The sequence below is a fragment of the Dyella mobilis genome (genome assembly GCF_016904945.1).
Taxonomy (GTDB): domain Bacteria; phylum Pseudomonadota; class Gammaproteobacteria; order Xanthomonadales; family Rhodanobacteraceae; genus Dyella_B; species Dyella_B mobilis.
Window position 1 is genome coordinate 451,608 of the sequence record NZ_JADIKF010000039.1, and the last position, 22,570, is coordinate 474,177.

Sequence of the window (22,570 nt, forward strand, 5' to 3'; positions counted from 1 at the left end):
CGCCGGGAAGCAAACGACAAAACGAGTAATACTGGGGCGTCGCCAAGCTGGTTAAGGCACGGGATTTTGATTCCCGCATGCGTAGGTTCGAATCCTACCGCCCCAGCCATTCACACAATGGCCTGGTTTCTGAGGAAACAACCGTGGATACGTCCAGCCCGATGCTGTTTGCCGGCAACGCTCACCGTGCCTTGGCCGAAGATGTCGCTCATCGACTGGGAGTGCCGCTAGGCAAGGCCCTCGTCGGCAAGTTCAGCGACGGCGAAGTGCAGATCGAAATCGAAGAGAACGTCCGCCGGCAGGAAGTGTTCGTGCTGCAGCCGACCGGCGCGCCAAGCGCCGAGAACCTGTTCGAGCTGCTGACCCTGGTCGACGCGCTCAAGCGTGCCTCCGCCGCCAGCGTCACCGCGGTCATCCCGTACTTCGGCTACGCCCGCCAGGACCGCCGCCCGCGTTCCGCCCGCGTGCCGATTACCGCCAAGCTGGTCGCCCGCCTGATTGGCACCGCTGGTGTGGATCGCGTACTGACGGTGGACCTGCACGCCGACCAGATCCAGGGTTTCTTCGACGTGCCCGTGGACAATGTCTACGCCTCGCCGATCCTGCTGGCCGACATCTGGCGCAACTACAGCATGGACGACCTGATCGTGGTCAGCCCGGACGTGGGTGGCGTAGTCCGCGCCCGCGCCATCGCCAAGCGCCTGGACGATGCCGACCTGGCCATTATCGACAAGCGCCGTCCCAAGGCCAATGTGGCCACGGTGATGAACATCATTGGCGACGTCGAGGGCAAGACCTGCGTCATGGTGGATGACATCGTCGACACCGCCGGCACGCTGTGCGCCGCCGCCGCCGCCCTGAAGGAGCGCGGCGCCCGCAAGGTAGTGGCCTACTGCGTGCACCCGGTGCTGTCGGGCGCTGCGATCCGCAATATCGAAGGCTCCCAGCTCGATCAGCTGGTGGTCACCAACACCCTGCCGTTGCGCGACGAAGCCAAGGCTTGCGCCAAGATCCGCCAGCTCTCGGTGGCCGAGCTGCTGGCCGAGACGATCCGCCGTATCGCCTTCGGCGAGTCGGTAAGTTCGCTCTACATCGACTAAGTCGCTATGCCTCCTCTCCCTGCCGGGGAGGGGATAGAGGTGAGGGGTGGGGCTCGTCCCGAGCTTCCCTGAAGCTTCGCTTCCTGGTGCCTCGGTGGCTGCTGAGTCGCTCTCCCCGGCGCGGAGGGCACGCCAAAGCGCGCCATTTTCTGTATACTTACCCGCTTTTCCGTCCGTCAGGGCGGGCAATCCGGCTCCTCTGGTCGCGGGGGAGTCAGTCTGGCTGCCGCGAGGCGGCTTTCCAAACTCAAGGCAATACTGACATGGCAAAGACTCATGAGATTCTGGCTCAGAGCCGCAAGGACGAGGGGAAAGGTGCGAGCCGCCGCCTGCGTCGCGCGGCTTTCGTGCCGGCCGTCGTTTACGGTGCGGGCCAGCCCGCTGAAAGCATCCAGATCGAGCACAACACCATCCTGCTCGCCGCCAAGCACGAGTGGTTCTTCTCCTCGGTGCTCGACCTGAACGTCGACGGCAAGGTGCAGAAGGTGCTGGTGCGCGACTGGCAGAAGCATCCGTTCAAGCAGCAGATGCTGCACATGGACTTCCTGCGCATCAACGAGAACGAAGCGATTCGCGTGAATGTGCCGCTGCACTTCCTGAACCAGGAAAAGTCAGCCGCCGGCAAGACCGCTGGCGTGGTGATCTCGCACAACCTCAACGAAGTGGAAGTGTCCTGCCTGCCGAAGGATCTGCCGGAGTTCATCGAACTCGACCTGGTCGACCTCAAGCCTGGCGACATCGTTCACCTGTCGCAGCTCAAGCTGCCGGCCAACGTTGAAATTCCGGCCCTGCACCTGGGCGCCGATCACGACGTGGCCGTGGTGACCGCTGCGTTCGTGCAGGAAGAAGTCGACGCGGCGCCGGCAGCCGAAGGTGCCGAAGCCGAGGCCAAGCCGGCCGGCGACGCCGCAAAGAAGTAAGCCTTTGCTTGCCTTTCCCTCTCTCTGCGCGGGAGAGGGCGGGGTAGGTGGCTAACTGATAGATGGCGGGTCTACGACTCATTGTCGGACTGGGCAACCCCGGTACCGAATACCTCAGAACCCGGCACAATGCCGGGTTCTGGTTTGTTGACGCCCTGGCATCGGGGCAGGGCGAGCGCTTCGGTTTCGACGGCAAGCTGCACGGCGAAACCTGCAAGGTGCGCATCGGTGGCGAGCCGGTGTGGTTGCTGAAGCCCGCCACGTTCATGAACAAGAGCGGCATCGCTGTCGCCTCCGCGCTGCGCTATTACAAGATCGAGCCGGAAGAATGCCTCGTTGCACACGATGAGCTGGACCTTTCGGCTGGCACAGTACGCTTGAAGTTCGATGGCGGTCATGGCGGCCAGAACGGCCTGCGCGACATCATCACGCACATCGGTCACGGCAAATTCCATCGTTTGCGCGTCGGCATCGGTCATCCCGGGCATCGCGACCAAGTGACGCCATGGGTGTTGGGTCGTCCCTCCGCCAAGGATGAAGACGCCATCATCGACGGCATTGGGCGGACGCTGGACGTGTTGCCGCTGGCGGTTGATGGGCAATTCGACAAAGCGATGCAGCAGCTTCACACGCCCGAAAAACGTTAAACGGTCGGCTGGGCGTTTTACCATTCCGTTCTCAGATTTCTTATTCCTGGACTTCGAACCATGGGCATCAAATGCGGCATCGTCGGCCTGCCTAACGTCGGCAAATCCACCCTGTTCAACGCCTTGACCAAGGCAGGCATTGCCGCGGCGAATTTCCCGTTCTGCACTATCGAGCCGAACGTTGGGGTGGTGCCGGTACCGGATGCGCGCCTGCAGGCGCTGTCGGATATCGTCAATCCGCAGAAGGTCATTCCGACCGCGGTGGAATTTGTCGACATCGCGGGCCTGGTGGCTGGCGCATCGAAGGGCGAAGGGCTGGGCAATAAGTTCCTGGCGCACATCCGCGAAGTGGATGCGATCACTCACGTCGTGCGCTGTTTCGAACACAGCGACATCGTGCACGTGGCGGGCAAGGTCGATCCCATCGCGGATATCGAAACCATCGATACCGAGTTGGCGCTGGCCGACCTGGATTCGGTCGAGAAGGCACTGAACCGCGCCGAACGCGCAGCCAAGGCCAACGACAAAGAGGCTGTGGCCAAGAAGCCGGTGCTGCAGAAGCTTGCGGCCGGTCTCAATGAAGGCAAGAGCGCACGCAGCCTTGGCCTGGATGACGAAGAAAAAGCGCTCGTGCGCGATCTTTTCCTGCTTACCCTCAAGCCGCTGATGTACATCGCCAACGTGCGTGAAGACGGTTTTGAAAACAATCCGCATCTGGATGCCGTGCGTGCTCGTGCTGTCACGGAAGGGGCCGAGGTGGTGCCGGTATGCGCCGCGATCGAAGAAGAGATGGCTCAACTCGACGACGCCGATCGCGACGAATTCCTGAAGGATCTCGGCCTGGAAGAACCCGGCCTCAACCGCGTGATCCGCGCCGGTTACAAGTTGCTCAACCTGCAAACCTACTTCACCGCAGGCGTGAAGGAAGTGCGCGCCTGGACCATCAAGCGTGGCTTTACCGCACCGCAGGCGGCGGGGGTCATCCACACCGATTTTGAGCGCGGTTTCATCCGTGCCGAAACGGTGAGCTACGACGACTTCATCCAGTACAAGGGCGAGTCCGGTGCGGCGTCTGCGGGGCGTTTGCGCAAGGAAGGCAAGGATTACGTGGTGAAGGACGGCGACGTGCTGCACTTCCTGTTCAATGTGTAATCGTCGATTTCGATAGCATCAAAGCCCCGCACTTGCGGGGCTTTTTTTATGCGCAGATGCTGGCTGCACCTTAGATGTGCCAGGGTGGGGCCATGTCTCAACCGATTTTGAGGGTGCGGCTCGCGCGTCCGGACGATGCACCGGCGATCGCCGTCCTGATACGTCGCGTAGCGCGTCGCTGGATCCTGCCGGATCAGTCGCGCGAAGCTGGGCAGGCATTCATTTCCCGCATCAATGCGAAGTCCTTGCGCGAAAAAATCTGCACAGGCCAGCGTTTTTACCTGGGCTACCTGGCCGACGTGCTGGTGGGTGTTTCGGGCATGCGGGACGATTGTCACCTGGTCCATCTTTTCGTCGGGACGCGCTATCAGGGGCAGGGCATTGCCCGGCGCTTGTGGCAGCGAACCATGCGGGATGCCGTGCGCCGGGCCGGTACGCGCCGCTTTACGCTCAACGCCACGCGTTGTGGTGTGCCGGTGTATCTGCGACTGGGCTTTCGCGCGACGGGGCCTGAGCAGATTGCGCATCATGGCCTGCGCGTCACGCCGATGAAAATGATTCTGCCGACGCCGGGCCGCAAGCGGGCATAATGCAGCTTTCCGGCCGTTGATTCCGGATGTTGGAGATCGCATGTCAGGCCAGCAGCACGAAGTGACTTTCCGTTTTCTTGCCCAGCCCACCGACGTCAATTTCGGCGGCAAGGTGCATGGCGGCATGGTGATGAAATGGATCGATCAGGCCGGCTATGCCTGCGCGGTGGGTTGGAGCGGGGCGTATTGCGTGACGGCGGCGGTCAGCGGCATCCAGTTCGTCAAGCCGATCCTGATTGGCGACTTGGTCAGTGTGCGGGCCAAGCTGATTCATACCGGCCGTTCCAGTATGCAGATGGCCGTGGATGTCCTGGCGCGCGACCTGCGCACGGGCGAGGAGCGCCTGGCGACCAGCTGCGTGATGGTGTTCGTGGCTTTGGACAAGCCGGATGGCAAGCCTACGCCGGTGCCGCAATGGACGCCGCGCGACGACAATGAGCGCCGCCTGCAAGAGAAGGCGCTGCATCTGCTGGAGCTCTCCAAGAGCATGGAGCAGCTGGTTGATACGCGCGGTGCCGGAAACGACTGAGCAGCTTCATCGGTTTGATCGGAAAAAACTCGAAAAAACCGCTGTTCAGTGTCGTCAAGGTGTTGACACATACGCCTCCGATCCACACAATAGCCGTTCTTTGTTGGAGGGATACCCAAGCGGCCAACGGGGGCAGACTGTAAATCTGCTGGCTTACGCCTTCGGTGGTTCGAATCCACCTCCCTCCACCAGTCACTGTCCAGGGTAACCGGGCGGTGCTGGAAAACAGGCTGCAAGGGCGAACGGAAGTACGCTGTTGCGGTTTGATTGACGAGTTCCGCGCAGGGCGGGAGTAGTTCAATGGTAGAACCTCAGCCTTCCAAGCTGATGGTGCGGGTTCGATTCCCGTCTCCCGCTCCATTGATCTCGTCGCTGTGATTTTTTTGCTCATGTAGCTCAGTCGGTAGAGCACTTCCTTGGTAAGGAAGAGGTCGCTGGTTCGATTCCAGTCATGAGCACCACCGCATACGGCTTTCGCGGTATCGCCTGATCAACCAAGTTTCTTCATCACTCACTGACTCCATCGGGATCTAACGCTCATGGCAAAGGGTAAATTCGAACGCACCAAGCCGCACGTGAACGTGGGCACGATTGGTCACGTGGATCACGGCAAGACGACGCTGACGGCGGCGCTGACGAAGGTCGGTGCAGAGCGTTTTGGTGGTGAATTCAAGGCGTACGACGCGATCGACGCAGCGCCGGAAGAGAAGGCGCGCGGCATCACGATCTCGACGGCGCACGTGGAATACGAATCGCCGAACCGCCACTACGCACACGTGGACTGCCCGGGCCACGCCGACTACGTGAAGAACATGATCACGGGTGCGGCGCAGATGGACGGCGCGATCCTGGTGTGCTCGGCCGCTGACGGCCCGATGCCGCAGACGCGCGAACACATCCTGCTGTCGCGCCAGGTGGGCGTGCCGTACATTGTCGTGTTCCTGAACAAGGCCGACATGGTGGACGACGCCGAGCTGCTGGAGCTGGTGGAGATGGAAGTGCGTGAACTTCTGTCCAAGTACGAATTCCCGGGCGACGACACCCCGATCGTTCATGGTTCGGCCAAGCTGGCGCTGGAAGGCGACCAGTCGGAAATCGGCGTGCCGGCGATCATCAAGCTGGTGGACGCGCTGGACAGCTACATTCCGGAGCCGGTGCGCGTGCTGGACAAGGCATTCCTGATGCCGGTGGAAGACGTGTTCTCGATCTCCGGCCGCGGTACGGTGGTGACCGGTCGCGTGGAGACGGGCATCATCAAGGTCGGTGACGAAATCGAAATCGTGGGCCTGAAGCCGACGGTGAAGACGACGGTGACCGGCGTTGAAATGTTCCGCAAGCTGCTGGATCAGGGTCAGGCGGGCGACAACGTGGGCCTGCTGTTGCGCGGCACGAAGCGTGAAGACGTGGAGCGCGGCCAGGTGCTGGCCAAGCCGGGTTCGATCACCCCGCACACCGAGTTCGAAGGCGAGATCTACGTGCTGTCGAAGGAAGAAGGTGGTCGTCACACCCCGTTCTTCAGCAACTACCGTCCGCAGTTCTACTTCCGCACCACCGACGTGACCGGCGCGATCAAGCTGCCGGAAGGCGTTGAAATGGTGATGCCGGGCGACAACGTGAAGATCTCGGTGACGCTGATTGCCCCGATCGCGATGACCGAAGGCCTGCGTTTCGCGATCCGCGAAGGTGGCCGCACGGTCGGCGCCGGCGTCGTCGCCAAGATCACCAAGTAAGCAGTAAAATGGGAAGTCGCCCGTGATGCGGGCTGTAAAGCGCGAGGGCGGGGCATCCGCCAGGCCCTTGCAGCGCAAAGCGCAGCTTTACGGCAGGCAAAGCGAGCGACTTCACTTTTAATTACCAGAACGTACGCCAGTAGCTCAATTGGCAGAGCAGCGGTCTCCAAAACCGCAGGTTGGGGGTTCGAGTCCCTCCTGGCGTGCCATCTTTTTTCGAGGAACGATGGCGGGTGTGTCGTTGCGGGCCCAGGGGCCGGTCGATTCATCCGTACGATGCGCATGAATACCAAGGCTGAACAGACCAAAGGCACGAGCGGCGCCGATATCGGCAAGCTAGTGCTGGCCGTGCTGGTGCTGGCGGCCGGCATCGTCGGATACACCTATCTCGGCAACACCGGGGCGTCTTCGCCGGTGCGCCTGATCACCATCCTGCTGGCTGTGATCGTGGCGGTGGCTATTGCCGCATTCACCGGTCCGGGCCGGCGCGCCCGCCATTTCATGGCGGAATCGCAGTTCGAAATGCGCAAGGTTGTCTGGCCCACGCGTGACGAAACCATCAAGACTACCGGCGTCATCATGGTCGTAGTGGTCGTTTTGTCGATCTTGCTGGGACTTATTGATCTTTTCCTGAAGTCGGTCGTGCTCGACTGGCTGCTCAAGCTGGGTTCGTGAGGAGCGTGCGATGAGCAAGCGTTGGTATGTCGTCCATGCCTATTCCGGCTTCGAAAACCAGGTGAAGAAGGCGCTGGTGGAGCGCATCGCGCGCACCGGTATGGAAGAGAAGTTCGGCGAAGTGCTGGTACCCACCGAAGAAGTGGTGGAAATGCGCAGCGGCCAGAAGCGCCGCAGCGAGCGCAAATTCTTCCCGGGCTATGTGCTGGTGCAGATCGAGACCGATACCGAGGGCAAGGCCCCGCGTATCGATGACGAATGCTGGCATCTGGTGAAGGAAACTCCGAAGGTCATGGGGTTTATCGGCGGCACCGCCGATCGGCCGTTGCCCATTCGCGACAGCGAAGCGGACACCATTCTCAGCCGCGTCCGCGAGGGCGTGGAAAAGCCCAAGCCTAAGGTGCTGTTCGAGCCAGGCGAGATGGTTCGCGTCACCGATGGTCCGTTCAACGACTTCAACGGCGTGGTCGAGGAAGTCAACTACGAAAAGAGCCGCCTCCGCGTGGCGGTGCTGATTTTCGGCCGCTCAACCCCGGTCGAGCTGGAGTTCGGGCAGGTCGAGAAGGCCTAAAACGGCTTTTCGGCACAGGGCTTGCTTAAAGCCCCTTTCATCTCTAAACTACGCGGTTCACGCCGGGGTCTTTTGACTCGGCGTGTCCGTATTTCTGGATTTCGCAGGATCGCGAGGTCCCCTCCCACCAGGGATTGTGCACAGCGAGGAGCCGCAAGGCGCTTGAACTCGCGAGGAAACTCCAATGGCAAAGAAAGTTGTCGGTTATATCAAGCTGCAGGTCAAGGCCGGTCAGGCCAACCCGTCGCCGCCCGTGGGCCCGGCCCTCGGTCAGCGCGGCCTGAATATCATGGAATTCTGCAAGGCGTTCAATGCAGCCACGCAGAAGATGGAGCCGGGTCTGCCGATCCCGGTGATCATCACCGCCTACTCGGACCGTAGCTTCACCTTTATCACCAAGACCCCGCCGGCCTCCGTGCTGATCAAGAAGGTCACCGGTATCGCCAAGGGCTCGTCCAAGCCGAACACCGACAAGGTGGGCAAGATCAGCCGCAAGCAGCTGGAAGACGTTGCGAAGCAGAAAGAGCCGGATCTGACGGCTGCCGATCTGGACGCCGCGGTGCGCACCATTGCCGGTAGCGCCCGCAGCATGGGTTTTGTGGTGGAGGGCTAAGAACATGGCAAAGCTCACGAAGCGTATGAAGGCCGCCCAGGCGGCAGTGCAGCCGGGCAAGATCTACGGCCTGGAAGAAGCCCTCAAGATCGTCAAGGACAACGCCAAGGCCAAGTTCGCCGAGTCGGTGGACGTGGCGGTGCGTCTGGGCATCGATGCGAAGAAGTCCGACCAGGGCGTGCGCGGCTCCTCGCTGCTGCCGCACGGCACCGGCAAGACCGTCAAGGTTGCGGTGTTCTGCCCGGCCGGTGAAAAGGCCGAAGCCGCCAAGGCGGCCGGCGCCGATGCCGTCGGCATGGACGACCTGGCCGAGCGCATGCAGGCCGGTGATCTCGACTTCGGTCGCGTGATCGCTACGCCGGACGCCATGCGCGTGGTCGGTAAGCTGGGTCAGCTGCTCGGCCCCCGTGGCCTGATGCCGAACCCGAAGGACGGCTCGGTCACCGCCGACGTCGTCACGGCCGTCAAGAACGCCAAGGCAGGCCAGGTGAAGTTCCGTAACGACAAGGCGGGCATCATCCACGCCACCATCGGCAAGGCCAGTTTTGAAGCCAACCAGTTGGCCGACAACCTGAACGCGCTGATCGGCGATCTGCTGAAGGCCAAGCCGGCCACGGCCAAGGGCCAGTTCCTGCAGAAGATCGCGCTGTCCAGCACGATGGGCGTGGGCGTGCCGGTCGATACCTCGACCCTGTCTGCGACCTCGGCCAAGTAACAAGTTCAAGTCCTGCGTGGAGATCGTTTTCCGCGCAGGCAGTTTTTGAGGGTAGCCCCGGCTTCGGCCGGAGCCGCCGTCAAAGACCGCAGGCGCGACCAGCGCGCGACGACGACGGGCAGGGAGCTCGATCTGGCAAAGGAATCGCCGTCGCCGCCAACGGGGTCGCTTAAATCACCAGCCTGCGTAGATGGTGCTGCCCCTTCTGGAATTGCTCTGGAAAGGCCACCACCCGGGACCTCGAGTCCCCGATGTCAAGGACGGCATCGCTCAGGACCGCACGCGGCAGGAGCCGTAAGCGGAGTTCACAAGAGGAGTGAAACATGGCTCTGAATCTCTCTCAGAAGCAAGAAGTAGTCGCCGAACTGGCTGAAATCGCCGCGAAGGCTCACTCCTTGGTCGCTGCCGAGTATGCAGGCACCACGGTCGAACAGATGACCGCGATGCGCAAGAAGGCTCGCGAATCCGGCGTTTTCTTGAAAGTTGTCAAGAATACGCTCGCCGCGCGCGCTGTGGCTGGTACCGAGTTCGAGGTCGTCAAGGACGCCCTGACCGGTCCGCTGCTGTATGCATTCTCGACGGAAGAACCCGGCGCTGCCGGTCGTCTGATCAAGGAATTCGCCAAGAGCAACGACAAGCTGAAGGCGAAAGTTGTATCGGTGGAAGGCAAGTTGCTGCCGGCTGCGCACGTTGAAGTGCTGGCCTCGCTGCCGACCCGCGAACAGGCACTGGCCATGCTGGCCCGCGTGCTGGCCGAACCCGCTGCGATGTTTGCCCGCGCCGTCAAGGCCGTGGCCGACAAGCAGGGTGGTGGCGAAGCCGCACCGGCCGAAGCCGAGTCCGCCTAAGTTCGACGCCGATCTAAACCGAATCCATTTCCAGAGGTAAATCAAAATGTCCCTTTCCAACGAACAGATCGTTGAAGCCGTTGCCGCCAAGTCGCTCATGGAAGTGATGGAGCTGGTCAAGGCCATCGAAGAAAAGTTTGGCGTGTCCGCCGCTGCCCCGGTTGCCGTGGCTGCTGGTCCGGCCGCTGCCGGCCCGGCTGCTGAAGAGCAGACCGAATTCGACGTCATCCTGAAGAGCGCCGGCGACAAGAAGGTCGACGTGATCAAGGCCGTCCGCGCCATCACCGGCCTGGGCCTGAAGGAAGCGAAGGACCTGACCGAAGCCGGTGGCGTCGTGAAGGAAGCCGCTTCGAAGGATGATGCTGCGAAGTTCAAGAAGGACCTCGAAGCTGCCGGCGCCACGGTCGAACTGAAGTAATTGGCGCTCTTGCGCGCCGTCAGTTTGACCTAGCGTCAAGCCAAGCCTGGGGATGTAAATCCCCGGGCTTTGGCCGCTTCAAGAACCTAGCTCCAGCAGAACATTTGTACGGAGCTGTTCGCGGGCCATGGATGGTCCGTCGTGAACCAGGCGCTTTGTGCCTGGTTCATCGGAGCCCGGTCCGCACCGGGCGAGTTTAAAAAGGGCAGGAGCTCTCTTTAAGCACAACAGGCACGGACGCTCTGGATGTAGGGCATCGCGAATAGGGTTTTGCAAGCAAGAGCCGCTATTCACGATCCCCCAGATCCAAGCTTTCCCAATTTAGCCGGTGCGTGCACCACCGGCGCCACAGCGAACCGAGGCGTCACCGACCATGACCTACTCGTTTACCGAGAAGAAGCGCATCCGCAAGGATTTCGGCAAGCGTCCGCCCGTACTGGGCGTACCCAACCTGCTGACGATCCAGACCGATTCCTACCGTGAATTCCTGCAGGAGTACGTTGCTCCCAAGCAGCGCGAAGACAAAGGTCTGCACGCCGCATTGAAGTCCGTGTTCCCGATCGTGAGCTATTCGGGTAACGCCGCCCTTGAATATGTCGACTACCGTCTCGGTGAGCCGCCGTTCGACGAACGCGAGTGCCGCAATCGCGGCATGACGTTCGGCGCGCCGCTGCGCGTCACCGTGCGCCTGGTGATCTACGACAAGGACAGTCCGGCCTCCAAGAAGGCCGTGAAGTACGTGAAGGAGCAGGAAGTCTACATGGGCGAAATTCCGCTCATGACCGACACCGGCACTTTCATCATCAACGGTACCGAGCGCGTGATCGTATCGCAGCTCCACCGTTCGCCGGGCGTGTTCTTCGACCACGACCGCGGCAAGACGCACAGTTCGGGCAAGCTGCTGTTCTCTGCGCGCGTGATTCCTTACCGCGGCTCGTGGCTCGATTTCGAGTTCGATCCCAAGGATGCGCTGTTCACCCGTATCGACCGTCGCCGCAAGCTGCCGGTGACTGTGTTGCTGCGTGCGCTGGGCTACAGCAACGAAGAGATGCTCGGCATCTTCTTCGAGCACAACGTATTCCATCTGGGTAAGAAGGGCGGTACCACGCTGGAGCTCGTCGCCGAGCGCCTGCGCGGTGAAACGCTGAGCTTCGACCTGATGATCGGCGACAAGGTGCTGGTGGAAGCCGGCAAGCGTATTACTGCGCGCCACGTGCGCCAGCTTGCCGCTGAAAACATCACGGCGCTGGAAGTGCCGGACGACTATCCGGTCGGCCGCATCCTGGCCACCGATGTCGTCGACCCGAAGACCGGCGAGCTGCTGGCGTCGGCCAACGACGAAATCAGTGCCGAACAGCTGGAGAACTTCCGCAAGGCCGGCATCGAAACGCTGCCGACCCTGTACGTGAACGATCTGGATCGCGGTGCGTACATCTCGCACACCTTGCGCATCGACAACACCAAGACGCAGCTCGAAGCGCTGGTGGAAATCTATCGCATGATGCGTCCGGGCGAGCCGCCGACCAAGGAAGCTGCGCAGAACCTGTTCTTCAACCTGTTCTTCACCTTCGACCGCTACGATCTGTCGGCCGTGGGCCGCATGAAGTTCAATCGTCGCGTCGGCCGCAAGGACATTCTCGGTCCGGGCGTGCTGTACGACTACAAGTACTTCGGTGAGCGGAAGGACGAAGAGGCGCAGTCGCTGGTGGCCTCGCAAGGCGACAGTTCCGACATCCTCGACGTGCTGAAGGTGCTGATCGAAATCAAGAACGGTCACGGCACCGTCGACGACATCGATCACCTGGGCAACCGCCGCGTGCGTTCGGTGGGCGAAATGGCGGAAAACACCTTCCGCATCGGCCTGGTGCGCGTGGAGCGCGCCGTGCGCGAGCGCCTGTCGCTGGCCGAGGCCGATGGCCTGACCCCGCAAGACCTGATCAATGCCAAGCCGGTGGCGGCAGCTGTGAAGGAATTCTTCGGCTCCTCGCAGCTTTCGCAGTTCATGGACCAAAACAACCCGCTGTCGGAAGTGACGCACAAGCGCCGCGTTTCCGCACTGGGCCCGGGCGGCCTGACCCGCGAACGTGCCGGCTTCGAAGTGCGCGACGTGCATCCGACCCACTACGGCCGCGTCTGTACCATCGAAACGCCGGAAGGTCCGAACATCGGCCTGATCAACTCGCTTGCCGTGTATGCGCGCACCAACCAGTACGGCTTCCTCGAGACGCCGTACCGCAAGGTCGTGGACGGCAAGGTCACCAACCAGGTGGATTACCTGTCGGCGATCGAAGAGGGCGATCACGTCATCGCGCAGGCGAACTCGCCGCTCAGCAACGGCGGCTTCACCGAAGACTTCGTGTCCTGCCGCTTCCGCGGCGAATCCGAACTGCGTCCGTCGGCCGAAATCAACTACATGGACGTTTCGCCCATGCAGACCGTGTCGGTGGCAGCGGCGCTGGTGCCGTTCCTCGAGCACGACGACGCCAACCGCGCGTTGATGGGCGCGAACATGCAGCGTCAGGCCGTACCGACCCTGCGTTCGCAGACCCCGCTGGTGGGTACTGGTATCGAGCGCGCCGTGGCGCGTGACTCGGGCGTTATCACCAGTGCCAAGCGCGGAGGTGTGATCGATCAGGTCGACGCAGCCCGTATCGTGGTGCGTGTGAACGAAGAAGAAGTCGGCGACAACGATGCCGGCGTCGATATCTACACGCTGACCAAGTACACCCGCTCCAACCAGAACACCAATCTCAACCAGCGCCCGCTGGTGAACGTGGGTGACGTGGTGGCCAAGGGCGACACGCTGGCCGACGGTTCGTCGACCGATCTGGGCGAGCTCGCGCTCGGCCAGAACATGCTGATCGCGTTCATGCCGTGGAACGGCTACAACTTCGAAGACTCGATCCTGCTCTCCGAGCGCGTCGTGCAGGAAGACCGCTACACCTCGATCCACATCGAGGAGCTGTCCTGCATTGCTCGCGACACCAAGCTGGGTGCCGAGGAAATCACCGCCGACATCCCGAACGTGGGTGAGCAGGCGCTGGCTCGCCTCGACGAATCCGGCATCGTGTACATCGGCGCGGAAGTGAAGGCCGGCGACATCATGGTCGGCAAGGTCACACCGAAGGGTGAAAGCCAGCTCACGCCGGAAGAAAAGCTGCTGCGTGCGATCTTCGGCGAGAAGGCATCCGACGTGAAGGACAGCTCGCTGCGCGTGCCGCCGGGCATGGACGGTACGGTTATCGACGTGCAGGTGTTCACGCGCGACGGTATCGAGAAGGACAAGCGCGCACGCCAGATCGAGGAAATGGAAATCAAGCGAATCCGCAAGGACTTCGACGACCAGTTCCGCATCCTCGAAGGCGCGATCTACAACCGTATGCGCGCGCAGTTGCTCGGCAAGGTCGCCAACAGCGGTCCGCAGGGTCTCAAGCGCGGTGCGGAAATCACCAACGAATACCTCGATAGCCTGAAGAAGGACGAGTGGTTCAAGATCAACGTCAAGGACGAGGAAGTCACCGAATTCCTCGAGCGCGCGTCCGACCAGGTCAAGCGTCATCGCGAGGAGTTCGACAAGCGCTTCAAGGAGAAGCAGGGCAAGATCACCCAGGGCGACGATCTCGCTCCGGGCGTGCTCAAGATGGTCAAGGTGTTCCTGGCCGTTAAGCGCCGCATCCAGCCGGGCGACAAGATGGCCGGTCGCCACGGCAACAAGGGTGTGGTGTCCAACGTGGTGCCGGTCGAAGACATGCCGTACATGGCTGACGGCACCTCGATCGACATCTGCCTGAATCCGCTGGGCGTGCCCTCGCGTATGAACATCGGCCAGATTCTGGAAGTGCACTTGGGCTGGGCCGCGAAGGGCTTGGGCAAGAAGATCCAGCAGATGCTCGAAGCGAAGGCCAAGGTGGCGCAGATCCGCGAGTTCCTCGACCAGATCTACAACCACCACGTGTCCGGTGCCGTGCAGCACGTCGACCTGAAGTCGCTCACCGACGAGGAAATCCTCGCCCTGGCGAACAACCTGCAGGAAGGCGTGCCGATGGCGACGCCGGTGTTCGACGGCGCCGAGGAAGTCGAGCTGAAGGCGATGCTGAAGCTGGCGGATCTGCCCGAGTCGGGCCAGACCACGCTGTTCGACGGCCGTACCGGCGAGGCGTTCGATCGTCCGGTCACCGTTGGCTACATGCACTACCTGAAACTCAACCACTTGGTCGACGACAAGATGCACGCCCGCTCGACGGGTCCGTATTCGCTCGTTACGCAGCAGCCGCTGGGTGGCAAGGCGCAGTTCGGCGGTCAGCGTTTCGGCGAAATGGAAGTCTGGGCGCTGGAAGCTTACGGCGCGGCGTACACCCTGCAGGAAATGTTGACGGTGAAATCCGACGACGTGCAGGGCCGCAACCAGATGTACAAGAACATCGTCGACGGCAACCACGAGATGGCGGCGGGCATGCCGGAATCCTTCAACGTGCTCGTGAAGGAAATCCGTTCGCTTTGCATCGACATCGACCTGGAAGAGATCAAGTAACCCGCGGGTTACAGGAGCTTATGCAATGAAAGATTTGCTCAATCTATTCAATCAGCAGCGCACCACGCCGGAGTTCGATTCGATCAAGATCGCACTGGCGTCGCCGGAGCTGATCCGCTCGTGGTCGTACGGCGAAGTGAAAAAGCCGGAAACGATCAACTACCGCACCTTCAAGCCGGAACGTGACGGCTTGTTCTGCGCCGCCATCTTCGGTCCGACCAAGGACTACGAGTGCCTGTGCGGCAAGTACAAGCGCATGAAGCATCGTGGCGTGGTCTGCGAAAAGTGCGGCACCGAAGTCACGCTGGCCAAGGTGCGTCGTGAGCGCATGGGCCACATCGAGCTGGCCAGCCCGGTCGCGCACATCTGGTTCTTGAAGTCGCTGCCGTCGCGCATCGGTTTGATGCTCGACATGACGCTGCGTGATATCGAGCGCATCCTGTACTTCGAAGCCTTTGTGGTAATCGATCCAGGTTTGACGGCGCTCGAGCGCGGTCAGTTGCTGAGCGAAGACCAGTACCTCGAAGCCGTCGAAGAACACGGCGACGAATTCGACGCCCGTATGGGCGCCGAAGCGGTATTCGAACTGCTGAAGTCGCTCGACTTGCCGGGTGAAGTCATTCGCCTCAAGGAAGAGATCGGGTCGACCAATTCGGAAACCAAACTCAAGCGCCTCACCAAGCGCGTGAAATTGATCGAAGCGTTCCTGGAATCGGGCAACCGTCCGGAATGGATGGTCATGACCGTGCTGCCCGTGCTGCCGCCGGACCTGCGTCCGCTGGTGCCGCTCGATGGCGGCCGTTTCGCGACCTCCGATCTGAATGACCTGTATCGCCGCGTCATCAACCGCAACAACCGTCTGAAGCGTCTGCTCGAGCTCAATGCGCCCGACATCATCGTGCGCAACGAGAAGCGCATGCTGCAGGAGTCGGTTGACGCCCTGATGGACAACGGCCGCCGTGGCCGCGCCATCACCGGCACCAACAAGCGCGCGCTGAAGTCGCTCGCCGACATGATCAAGGGCAAGCAGGGCCGCTTCCGCCAGAACCTGCTCGGCAAGCGCGTGGACTACTCCGGTCGTTCGGTGATCGTGGTCGGTCCGACCCTGCGCCTGCATCAGTGCGGCCTGCCGAAGAAGATGGCGCTGGAACTGTTCAAGCCCTTCATCTTCGCCAAGCTGCAGAACCGTGGTGAAGCCACCACGATCAAGGCCGCGAAGAAGCTGGTCGAGCGCGAAGAAGGCCAGGTGTGGGACATCCTCGAAGAGGTGATCCGCGAACATCCCGTGTTGCTCAACCGCGCACCGACCCTGCACCGTCTCGGCATCCAGGCATTTGAGCCGAAGCTGATCGAAGGCAAGGCCATCCAGCTGCATCCGCTCGTGTGTACCGCGTTCAACGCGGACTTCGACGGTGACCAGATGGCCGTGCACGTGCCGCTGTCGATCGAAGCGCAGCTGGAAGCGCGCGCGTTGATGATGTCCTCCAACAACATCCTGTCGCCCGCCAACGGCGAGCCGATCATCGTGCCGACCCAGGACGTGGTGCTGGGCCTGTACTACATGACGCGCGAGCTGGTGAATGCCAAGGGCTCCGGCATGGTGTTCTCCAGCATCGCCGAAGTGCGCCGTGCGTACGACAACCGCGTGGTCGAGCTGCACGCCAAGATCAAGGTGCGCCTGAAGCAGGTGCAGATCCACGACAACGGCGAGCGCACCAGCAGCATTTCGCTGGTGGACACCACCGTGGGCCGCGCGCTCCTGGCCGAAATCATGCCGGAAGGCCTGCCGTTCGAGCTCGCGAACACCGAGCTGTCGAAGAAGGCCATCTCGCGCCTGATCAACCAGAGCTACCGTCGTCTGGGCTTGAAGGACACCGTGGTCTTCGCCGACCACCTGATGTACACCGGCTTCCGGTTCGCCACGCGCGCCGGTATCTCGATCGGTATCGATGACATGATCATCCCGGCCGAGAAGAAGCCGATCCTGGAAGAAGCCGAGAAGGAAGTGGTGGAAATCCAGGAGCAGTACCAGTCGGGTCTAGTTACCGCCGGCGAGCGCTACAACAAGGTGGTCGACATCTGGTCGCGCACCAACGAACTGGTCGCCAAGGCGATGATCGACGGTATCGGTACCGACAAGGTGACCGATGCCGAAGGCAAGACGGTGAACCAGAAGTCGATGAACTCGCTGTACATCATGGCTGACTCCGGTGCTCGTGGTTCGGTGGCGCAGATTCGTCAGCTGGCCGGTATGCGCGGCCTGATGGCGCGTCCGGACGGTTCGATTATCGAAACGCCGATCAAGGCCAACTTCCGCGAAGGCCTGAACGTTCTGCAGTACTTCAACTCGACGCACGGTGCTCGTAAGGGTCTGGCGGATACGGCGTTGAAGACCGCGAACTCCGGTTACCTGACCCGCCGACTGGTGGACGTGGCGCAGGACGTGGTCATCACCTCGACCGATTGCGGTACCGAGGAAGGCCTGATCATGCAGCCGATCGTGGAAGGCGGCGACGTGGTCGAGCCGTTGCGCGAGCGCGTGCTCGGTCGCGTGGTGGCCGAAGACGTCTACGCGCCGGGCGGCGATGACGAGCCGATCGTTACGCGTAACACGCTGCTGGACGAAGCCCTGGTCGAGAAGCTCGACAAGGCCGGCGTGCAGTCGATCTCGGTGCGTTCGTCCATCACCTGTCACGCCAGCCACGGCGTTTGCGCGCTGTGCTATGGCCGCGACCTTGCTCGCGGTCACCTGGTGAACATGGGTGAAGCCGTGGGCGTGGTGGCGGCGCAGTCGATCGGCGAGCCGGGCACCCAGCTGACCATGCGTACGTTCCACATCGGTGGTGCGGCGTCGCGTGCGGCTGCAGTCGACAACGTGTCGGTGAAGACCACCGGTACCTTGAAGTTCAACAACCTCAAGACCGTGCAGCACAGCCAGGGACACCTGGTGGCCGTGTCGCGTTCGGGCGAAGTGTCGGTGATCGACGCCAACGGCCGCGAGCGTGAGCGCTACAAGGTGCCTTACGGCGCAACCATTTCCGTCAAGGACGGCGCGCCGGTCAAGGCGGGCCAGGTCGTGGCGAACTGGGATCCGCATACCCATCCGATCGTGTCGGAAGTGGCCGGTACCGTGCGCTTCATCGACTTCATCGATGGCGTCACCGTGCAGAGCCAGACCGACGAGCTGACCGGCCTGGAGTCGGCGGTGGTGACCGATCCGAAGCGTCGCGGTACCGCGGCCAAGGATCTGCGCCCGATCGTGCGCCTGGAAGACAGCAAGGGCCGCGAGCTCAAGCTGCCGGGCACCGACGTTCCGGCGCAGTACTTCCTGCCGGCCGGTGCGATCGTGTCGATCCAGAACGGCGCCGAAGTGGGCGTGGGTGACGTGGTCGCCCGTATCCCGCAGGAAACCTCCAAGACCCGCGACATCACCGGCGGTCTGCCGCGCGTGGCGGACTTGTTCGAAGCCCGCAAGCCGAAGGAACCGGCCATCCTGGCCGAGCGTTCGGGTGTGGTCAGCTTCGGCAAGGACACTAAGGGCAAGCAGCGCCTGATCATCAAGGACGTGGACGGCAACGAGCACGAAGAGCTGATTCCGAAGTGGCGTCAGGTCATCGTGTTCGAAGGCGAGCACGTGGAGAAGGGCGAAACCATCGTGGACGGCGAGCCCAATCCGCACGACATCCTGCGCCTGCTGGGTGTCGAGCCGCTGGCCGCCTACCTGGTCAAGGAAATCCAGGACGTGTACCGCCTGCAGGGTGTGAAGATCAACGACAAGCACATCGAAACGATCATTCGCCAGATGCTGCGCAAGGTCGAGATCACCGAGCCGGGCGAAAGCCATTACTTGCGTGGCGAGCAGGTGGAGCGCGTACGGATCAACGCCGAAAACGACCGGGCGGAGGCGCGCAACGAGCGTCGTGCCGACTTCCAGTCGGTGCTGCTGGGCATCACCAAGGCGTCGTTGGCCACCGAATCGTTTATCTCGGCGGCTTCGTTCCAGGAGACCACTCGCGTTCTTACCGAAGCGGCGGTCCGTGGCACGCGCGACACCTTGCGTGGTTTGAAGGAAAATGTTATTGTCGGCCGTCTAATCCCTGCCGGTACGGGTCTGGCGTATCACGCACAGCGTCATCGCCAGGGCGGTTTGACCGCCTCGGAACTGGAAACCCTTTCCGGATCCAGCCAGGTCTCCTTCGCGGAGGCGCCGGTAGGCACTGATGCAGGTGTCGAGTAAGCCCCGAACGGCTTTACTCACCGACAAACGAAATGAGGCGCATGGAATGCGCCTCGTGTTCGGGTCAAGGATGGCGGGCTCGCTCTTACCTGGTGATTTCTTGCCTGAGGTAAGGCGCCCATGTTAAATTCCCGCTTCTCGGCAGACCGGGTTATTCGGTCTGCCTTTATGTTTCCCAGGAATAGCTAGGCATGACGACAGTCAATCAGCTGGTGCGCAAATCCCGCAGCCCGAAGAGCTACAAGAGCGCTTCGCCGGCCCTGCAAAGCAGCCCGCAACGCCGCGGCGTCTGCACGCGCGTGTATACGACCACCCCGAAAAAGCCGAACTCGGCCCTGCGTAAGGTCGCCAAGGTGCGCCTGACCAATGGTTACGAGGTCATCAGCTACATCGGTGGTGAAGGCCACAACCTGCAGGAGCACTCGGTGGTGCTCATTCGTGGTGGCCGTGTGAAGGATCTGCCGGGTGTGCGTTACCACACCGTGCGCGGCAGCCTTGACTGCGCCGGTGTGACCAAGCGCCGCCAGGCTCGCTCGAAGTACGGCGCCAAGCGCCCGAAAAAGGCCTAATTTATTGAAGAGTGCGGCCAGGACGGCTGCTTTCCCGGCGGGCAGGGTTGCTCGCAAAGATAACGGACAACAAACATGTCGCGTAAAGGTTCACATCCCGCCCGTCTGGTTCTGCCCGATCCCAAGCACGGCAGCCAGCTCATCGCCCGTTTCATCAACATGGTGATGAAGAGCGGCAAGAAGTCGGTGGCCGAAGCCATCGTCTACGGCGCCCTGGATCACCTGGGTGAAAAGCACGCCGAGCCGGTGCAACTGGTCGAGAAGGCGCTGGGCAATATCGCCCCGGCCGTCGAGGTGAAGTCCCGTCGTGTCGGCGGCGCCACCTATCAGGTGCCGGTCGAAGTGCGTCCGGGTCGCCGTATGGCGCTGGCCATGCGCTGGGCGATCGAAGCTGCGCGCAAGCGCGGTGAGACGTCCATGCCGCGCAAGCTGGCTGCTGAATTGCTGGAAGCCTCGGAAAATCGCGGCGGCGCGATCAAGAAGCGCGAAGAAACGCACCGTATGGCGGAAGCCAACAAGGCCTTCTCGCACTATCGTTGGTAAGCAGTACCGTACGGATTCGAGGTTAGTACCGTGGCACGCACCACTCCCATCGAGCGCTACCGCAATTTCGGCATCATGGCCCACATCGATGCCGGAAAGACGACCACCACCGAGCGCATCCTGTTCTACACCGGCGTCAGTCACAAGATTGGCGAAGTGCACGACGGCGCAGCGACGATGGACTGGATGGAGCAGGAGCAGGAGCGTGGCATCACCATTACGTCGGCGGCAACGACGGCGTTTTGGAAGGGTATGGATCGTTCCCTGCCCGAGCATCGCTTCAACATCATCGACACGCCAGGGCACGTGGACTTCACCATCGAAGTGGAGCGCTCGCTGCGCGTGCTCGATGGTGCCGTGTTCGTGCTTTGTGCCGTGGGTGGCGTGCAGCCGCAGTCCGAAACCGTGTGGCGCCAGGCCAACAAGTACGGCGTGCCGCGCCTCGCCTTCGTCAACAAGATGGATCGCACCGGTGCGAACTTCGATAAGGTCGTGGACCAGTTGAAGTCGCGCCTGGGTGCTCATCCGGTGCCGATGCAGGTGCCGATCGGCGCCGAAGACAACTTCGAAGGCGTGATCGACCTGATCAAGATGAAGGCGATCGTCTGGGATATGGAATCCCAGGGCATGAAGTTCGAATACCAGGACATTCCGGCCAACCTGAAGGATGCTGCCAGCAAGGCGCGTAACTTCATGGTTGAGTCGGCGGCAGAGACCTCCGAAGAGTTGATGAACAAGTACCTGGAAGAGGGTGACCTCTCCGAGGAAGACGTCATCACCGGTCTTCGCGCGGGAACGCTGGCCAACAAGCTGATTCCGGTGTTCTGCGGCACGGCCTTCAAGAACAAGGGCGTGCAGGCCATGCTTGACGCCGTGATCCAGTTGTTGCCTTCGCCGGCCGATCGCCCGCCGGTCAAGGGCATCGACGAGAACGAGAAGGAAGCGAGCCGTCCCGCGGACGACAGCGCTCCGTTCTCTTCGCTCGCGTTCAAGATCATGACCGATCCGTTTGTCGGGTCGCTTACCTTCTTCCGCGTCTACTCGGGCACGCTGAACTCCGGTGATGGCGTGTACAACCCGGTGAAGTCGAAGAAAGAGCGCATCGGCCGCATCCTGCAGATGCACGCCAATGAGCGCCAGGAAATCAAGGAAGTTCGCGCAGGCGATATCGCCGCCGCGGTCGGCCTGAAGGACGTTACCACTGGCGATACGCTGTGCTCACAGGATCACGTCATCACCCTGGAGCGCATGACGTTCCCGGAGCCGGTGATTTCGATGGCGGTCGAACCGAAGACCAAGTCGGATCAGGAGAAGATGGGTATCGCCCTCGGCCGCTTGGCCGCGGAAGATCCGTCGTTCCGCGTTCGCACGGACGAAGAGTCGGGTCAGACCATCATCTCCGGCATGGGCGAGCTGCACCTGGACATCCTCGTTGATCGCATGAGGCGCGAATTCAACGTGGAGGCCAACGTCGGCAAGCCGCAGGTGGCTTATCGCGAAACCATCCAGGGTGCTTACAAGGCGGACTTCAAGCACGCCAAGCAGTCCGGCGGTAAAGGTCAGTACGGTCACGTGGTCATCGAGTTCTCCAAGATGACCGACGAAGACCACAAGAATCCGGACGTGAAGGACGACTTCCTGTTCGTCAATGAGATTACCGGTGGCGTGGTTCCCAAGGAATACATTCCGTCGGTGGAAAAAGGTCTGCGCGAATCTATCACCAGTGGTCAGCTTGCCGGCTTCCCGGTGGTGGGCGTAAAGGCGAAGTTGGTGTTCGGTTCGTACCACGACGTCGACTCGTCGGAAATGGCTTTCAAGATCGCTGCCCATGGCGCGTTTCGCGAGCTCTTCAAGGAGGGCGCGAAGCAGTCGCAGCCGATCCTGCTCGAGCCGATCATGAAGGTCGAAATCGTGACGCCCGAGGATTACCTCGGCGACGTCATGGGCGATGTGAGCCGTCGTCGCGGTGTGTTGCAGGGCTCCGACGATACGCCATCTGGCAAGACCATCAACGCGATGATTCCGCTCGGTGAGATGTTCGGTTACGCCACGGCGCTTCGCTCGCAGACACAAGGTCGAGCCACGTTTACGATGGAATTCGATCACTACGAACCGGCGCCGAACAACATCGCCGAACAGGTCATGAAGAAAGCCTGATAAGGCTCTCTTTACTAAAAACAAC

At 61.7% G+C, this 22,570-nt stretch carries 18 protein-coding genes and 5 tRNA genes; all 23 read left to right on the forward strand.

Annotated elements, in window-relative coordinates:
- Window positions 1-32 precede the first annotated feature (32 nt).
- Window positions 33-109 (forward strand) — tRNA-Gln (locus tag ISS99_RS12955).
- Window positions 110-161: 52 nt separating this feature from the next.
- A complete protein-coding gene (locus ISS99_RS12960; protein ID WP_204632668.1) occupies window positions 162-1,100 on the forward strand; it encodes a ribose-phosphate diphosphokinase in 939 nt (312 codons plus the stop codon).
- A gap of 263 nt (window positions 1,101-1,363) precedes the next feature.
- Window positions 1,364-2,020 carry a 50S ribosomal protein L25/general stress protein Ctc gene (locus tag ISS99_RS12965; RefSeq protein ID WP_204632031.1) on the forward strand — a complete coding sequence of 219 codons (657 nt, stop codon included), beginning with the start codon at window positions 1,364-1,366 and terminating at the stop codon, window positions 2,018-2,020.
- Between the two features lie 62 nt (window positions 2,021-2,082).
- Window positions 2,083-2,667 (forward strand): aminoacyl-tRNA hydrolase, encoded by a 585-nt coding sequence (gene pth, locus ISS99_RS12970; RefSeq protein WP_204632032.1) that lies wholly within the window; start codon window positions 2,083-2,085, stop codon window positions 2,665-2,667.
- A gap of 60 nt (window positions 2,668-2,727) precedes the next feature.
- A complete protein-coding gene (ychF, locus tag ISS99_RS12975; RefSeq protein WP_204632033.1) occupies window positions 2,728-3,819 on the forward strand; it encodes a redox-regulated ATPase YchF in 1,092 nt (363 codons plus the stop codon).
- 92 nt (window positions 3,820-3,911) lie between these two features.
- The gene (locus tag ISS99_RS12980) at window positions 3,912-4,409 is read left to right on the forward strand and encodes a GNAT family N-acetyltransferase (RefSeq protein ID WP_204632034.1); all 498 of its coding nucleotides are present in this window, start codon (window positions 3,912-3,914) and stop codon (window positions 4,407-4,409) included.
- Between the two features lie 40 nt (window positions 4,410-4,449).
- Window positions 4,450-4,938: an acyl-CoA thioesterase gene (locus tag ISS99_RS12985; RefSeq protein ID WP_204632035.1), complete on the forward strand. Its 489-nt coding sequence runs from the start codon at window positions 4,450-4,452 to the stop codon at window positions 4,936-4,938.
- Between the two features lie 105 nt (window positions 4,939-5,043).
- Window positions 5,044-5,129 (forward strand) — tRNA-Tyr (locus ISS99_RS12990).
- Window positions 5,130-5,224: 95 nt separating this feature from the next.
- Window positions 5,225-5,298: transfer RNA gene (locus ISS99_RS12995), tRNA-Gly, on the forward strand.
- Window positions 5,299-5,323: 25 nt separating this feature from the next.
- Window positions 5,324-5,399 (forward strand) — tRNA-Thr (locus ISS99_RS13000).
- A gap of 78 nt (window positions 5,400-5,477) precedes the next feature.
- The gene (tuf, locus tag ISS99_RS13005) at window positions 5,478-6,668 is read left to right on the forward strand and encodes an elongation factor Tu (RefSeq protein WP_204632036.1); all 1,191 of its coding nucleotides are present in this window, start codon (window positions 5,478-5,480) and stop codon (window positions 6,666-6,668) included.
- A 133-nt stretch (window positions 6,669-6,801) separates the two neighbouring features.
- Window positions 6,802-6,877, forward strand: a tRNA-Trp gene (locus ISS99_RS13010).
- Window positions 6,878-6,950: 73 nt separating this feature from the next.
- Window positions 6,951-7,343 (forward strand): preprotein translocase subunit SecE, encoded by a 393-nt coding sequence (secE, locus tag ISS99_RS13015; RefSeq protein ID WP_204632037.1) that lies wholly within the window; start codon window positions 6,951-6,953, stop codon window positions 7,341-7,343.
- A 10-nt stretch (window positions 7,344-7,353) separates the two neighbouring features.
- On the forward strand, window positions 7,354-7,914 hold the full coding sequence (nusG, locus tag ISS99_RS13020; RefSeq protein WP_204632038.1) for a transcription termination/antitermination protein NusG: 561 nt from the start codon (window positions 7,354-7,356) through the stop codon (window positions 7,912-7,914).
- A gap of 184 nt (window positions 7,915-8,098) precedes the next feature.
- Complete coding sequence (gene rplK / locus ISS99_RS13025) at window positions 8,099-8,527, forward strand: 50S ribosomal protein L11 (RefSeq protein ID WP_204632039.1); 429 nt, start codon at window positions 8,099-8,101, stop codon at window positions 8,525-8,527.
- 4 nt (window positions 8,528-8,531) lie between these two features.
- On the forward strand, window positions 8,532-9,242 hold the full coding sequence (rplA, locus tag ISS99_RS13030) for a 50S ribosomal protein L1 (protein WP_204632040.1): 711 nt from the start codon (window positions 8,532-8,534) through the stop codon (window positions 9,240-9,242).
- 323 nt (window positions 9,243-9,565) lie between these two features.
- Entirely contained in the window at window positions 9,566-10,090 is a 525-nt protein-coding gene (gene rplJ / locus ISS99_RS13035; RefSeq protein WP_204632041.1) for a 50S ribosomal protein L10, read from the forward strand.
- A 46-nt stretch (window positions 10,091-10,136) separates the two neighbouring features.
- Window positions 10,137-10,508 carry a 50S ribosomal protein L7/L12 gene (gene rplL, locus ISS99_RS13040; protein WP_204632042.1) on the forward strand — a complete coding sequence of 124 codons (372 nt, stop codon included), beginning with the start codon at window positions 10,137-10,139 and terminating at the stop codon, window positions 10,506-10,508.
- Window positions 10,509-10,881: 373 nt separating this feature from the next.
- A complete protein-coding gene (gene rpoB / locus ISS99_RS13045) occupies window positions 10,882-15,039 on the forward strand; it encodes a DNA-directed RNA polymerase subunit beta (RefSeq protein WP_204632043.1) in 4,158 nt (1,385 codons plus the stop codon).
- A 25-nt stretch (window positions 15,040-15,064) separates the two neighbouring features.
- The gene (gene rpoC / locus ISS99_RS13050) at window positions 15,065-19,276 is read left to right on the forward strand and encodes a DNA-directed RNA polymerase subunit beta' (protein WP_204632044.1); all 4,212 of its coding nucleotides are present in this window, start codon (window positions 15,065-15,067) and stop codon (window positions 19,274-19,276) included.
- Window positions 19,277-19,467: 191 nt separating this feature from the next.
- Window positions 19,468-19,845 (forward strand): 30S ribosomal protein S12, encoded by a 378-nt coding sequence (gene rpsL / locus ISS99_RS13055; protein ID WP_192557867.1) that lies wholly within the window; start codon window positions 19,468-19,470, stop codon window positions 19,843-19,845.
- A gap of 75 nt (window positions 19,846-19,920) precedes the next feature.
- Entirely contained in the window at window positions 19,921-20,388 is a 468-nt protein-coding gene (rpsG, locus tag ISS99_RS13060; protein WP_128899618.1) for a 30S ribosomal protein S7, read from the forward strand.
- A 30-nt stretch (window positions 20,389-20,418) separates the two neighbouring features.
- Window positions 20,419-22,545, forward strand: a complete 2,127-nt coding sequence (fusA, locus tag ISS99_RS13065; protein WP_204632045.1) for an elongation factor G — start codon at window positions 20,419-20,421, stop codon at window positions 22,543-22,545.
- Window positions 22,546-22,570 lie beyond the last annotated feature (25 nt).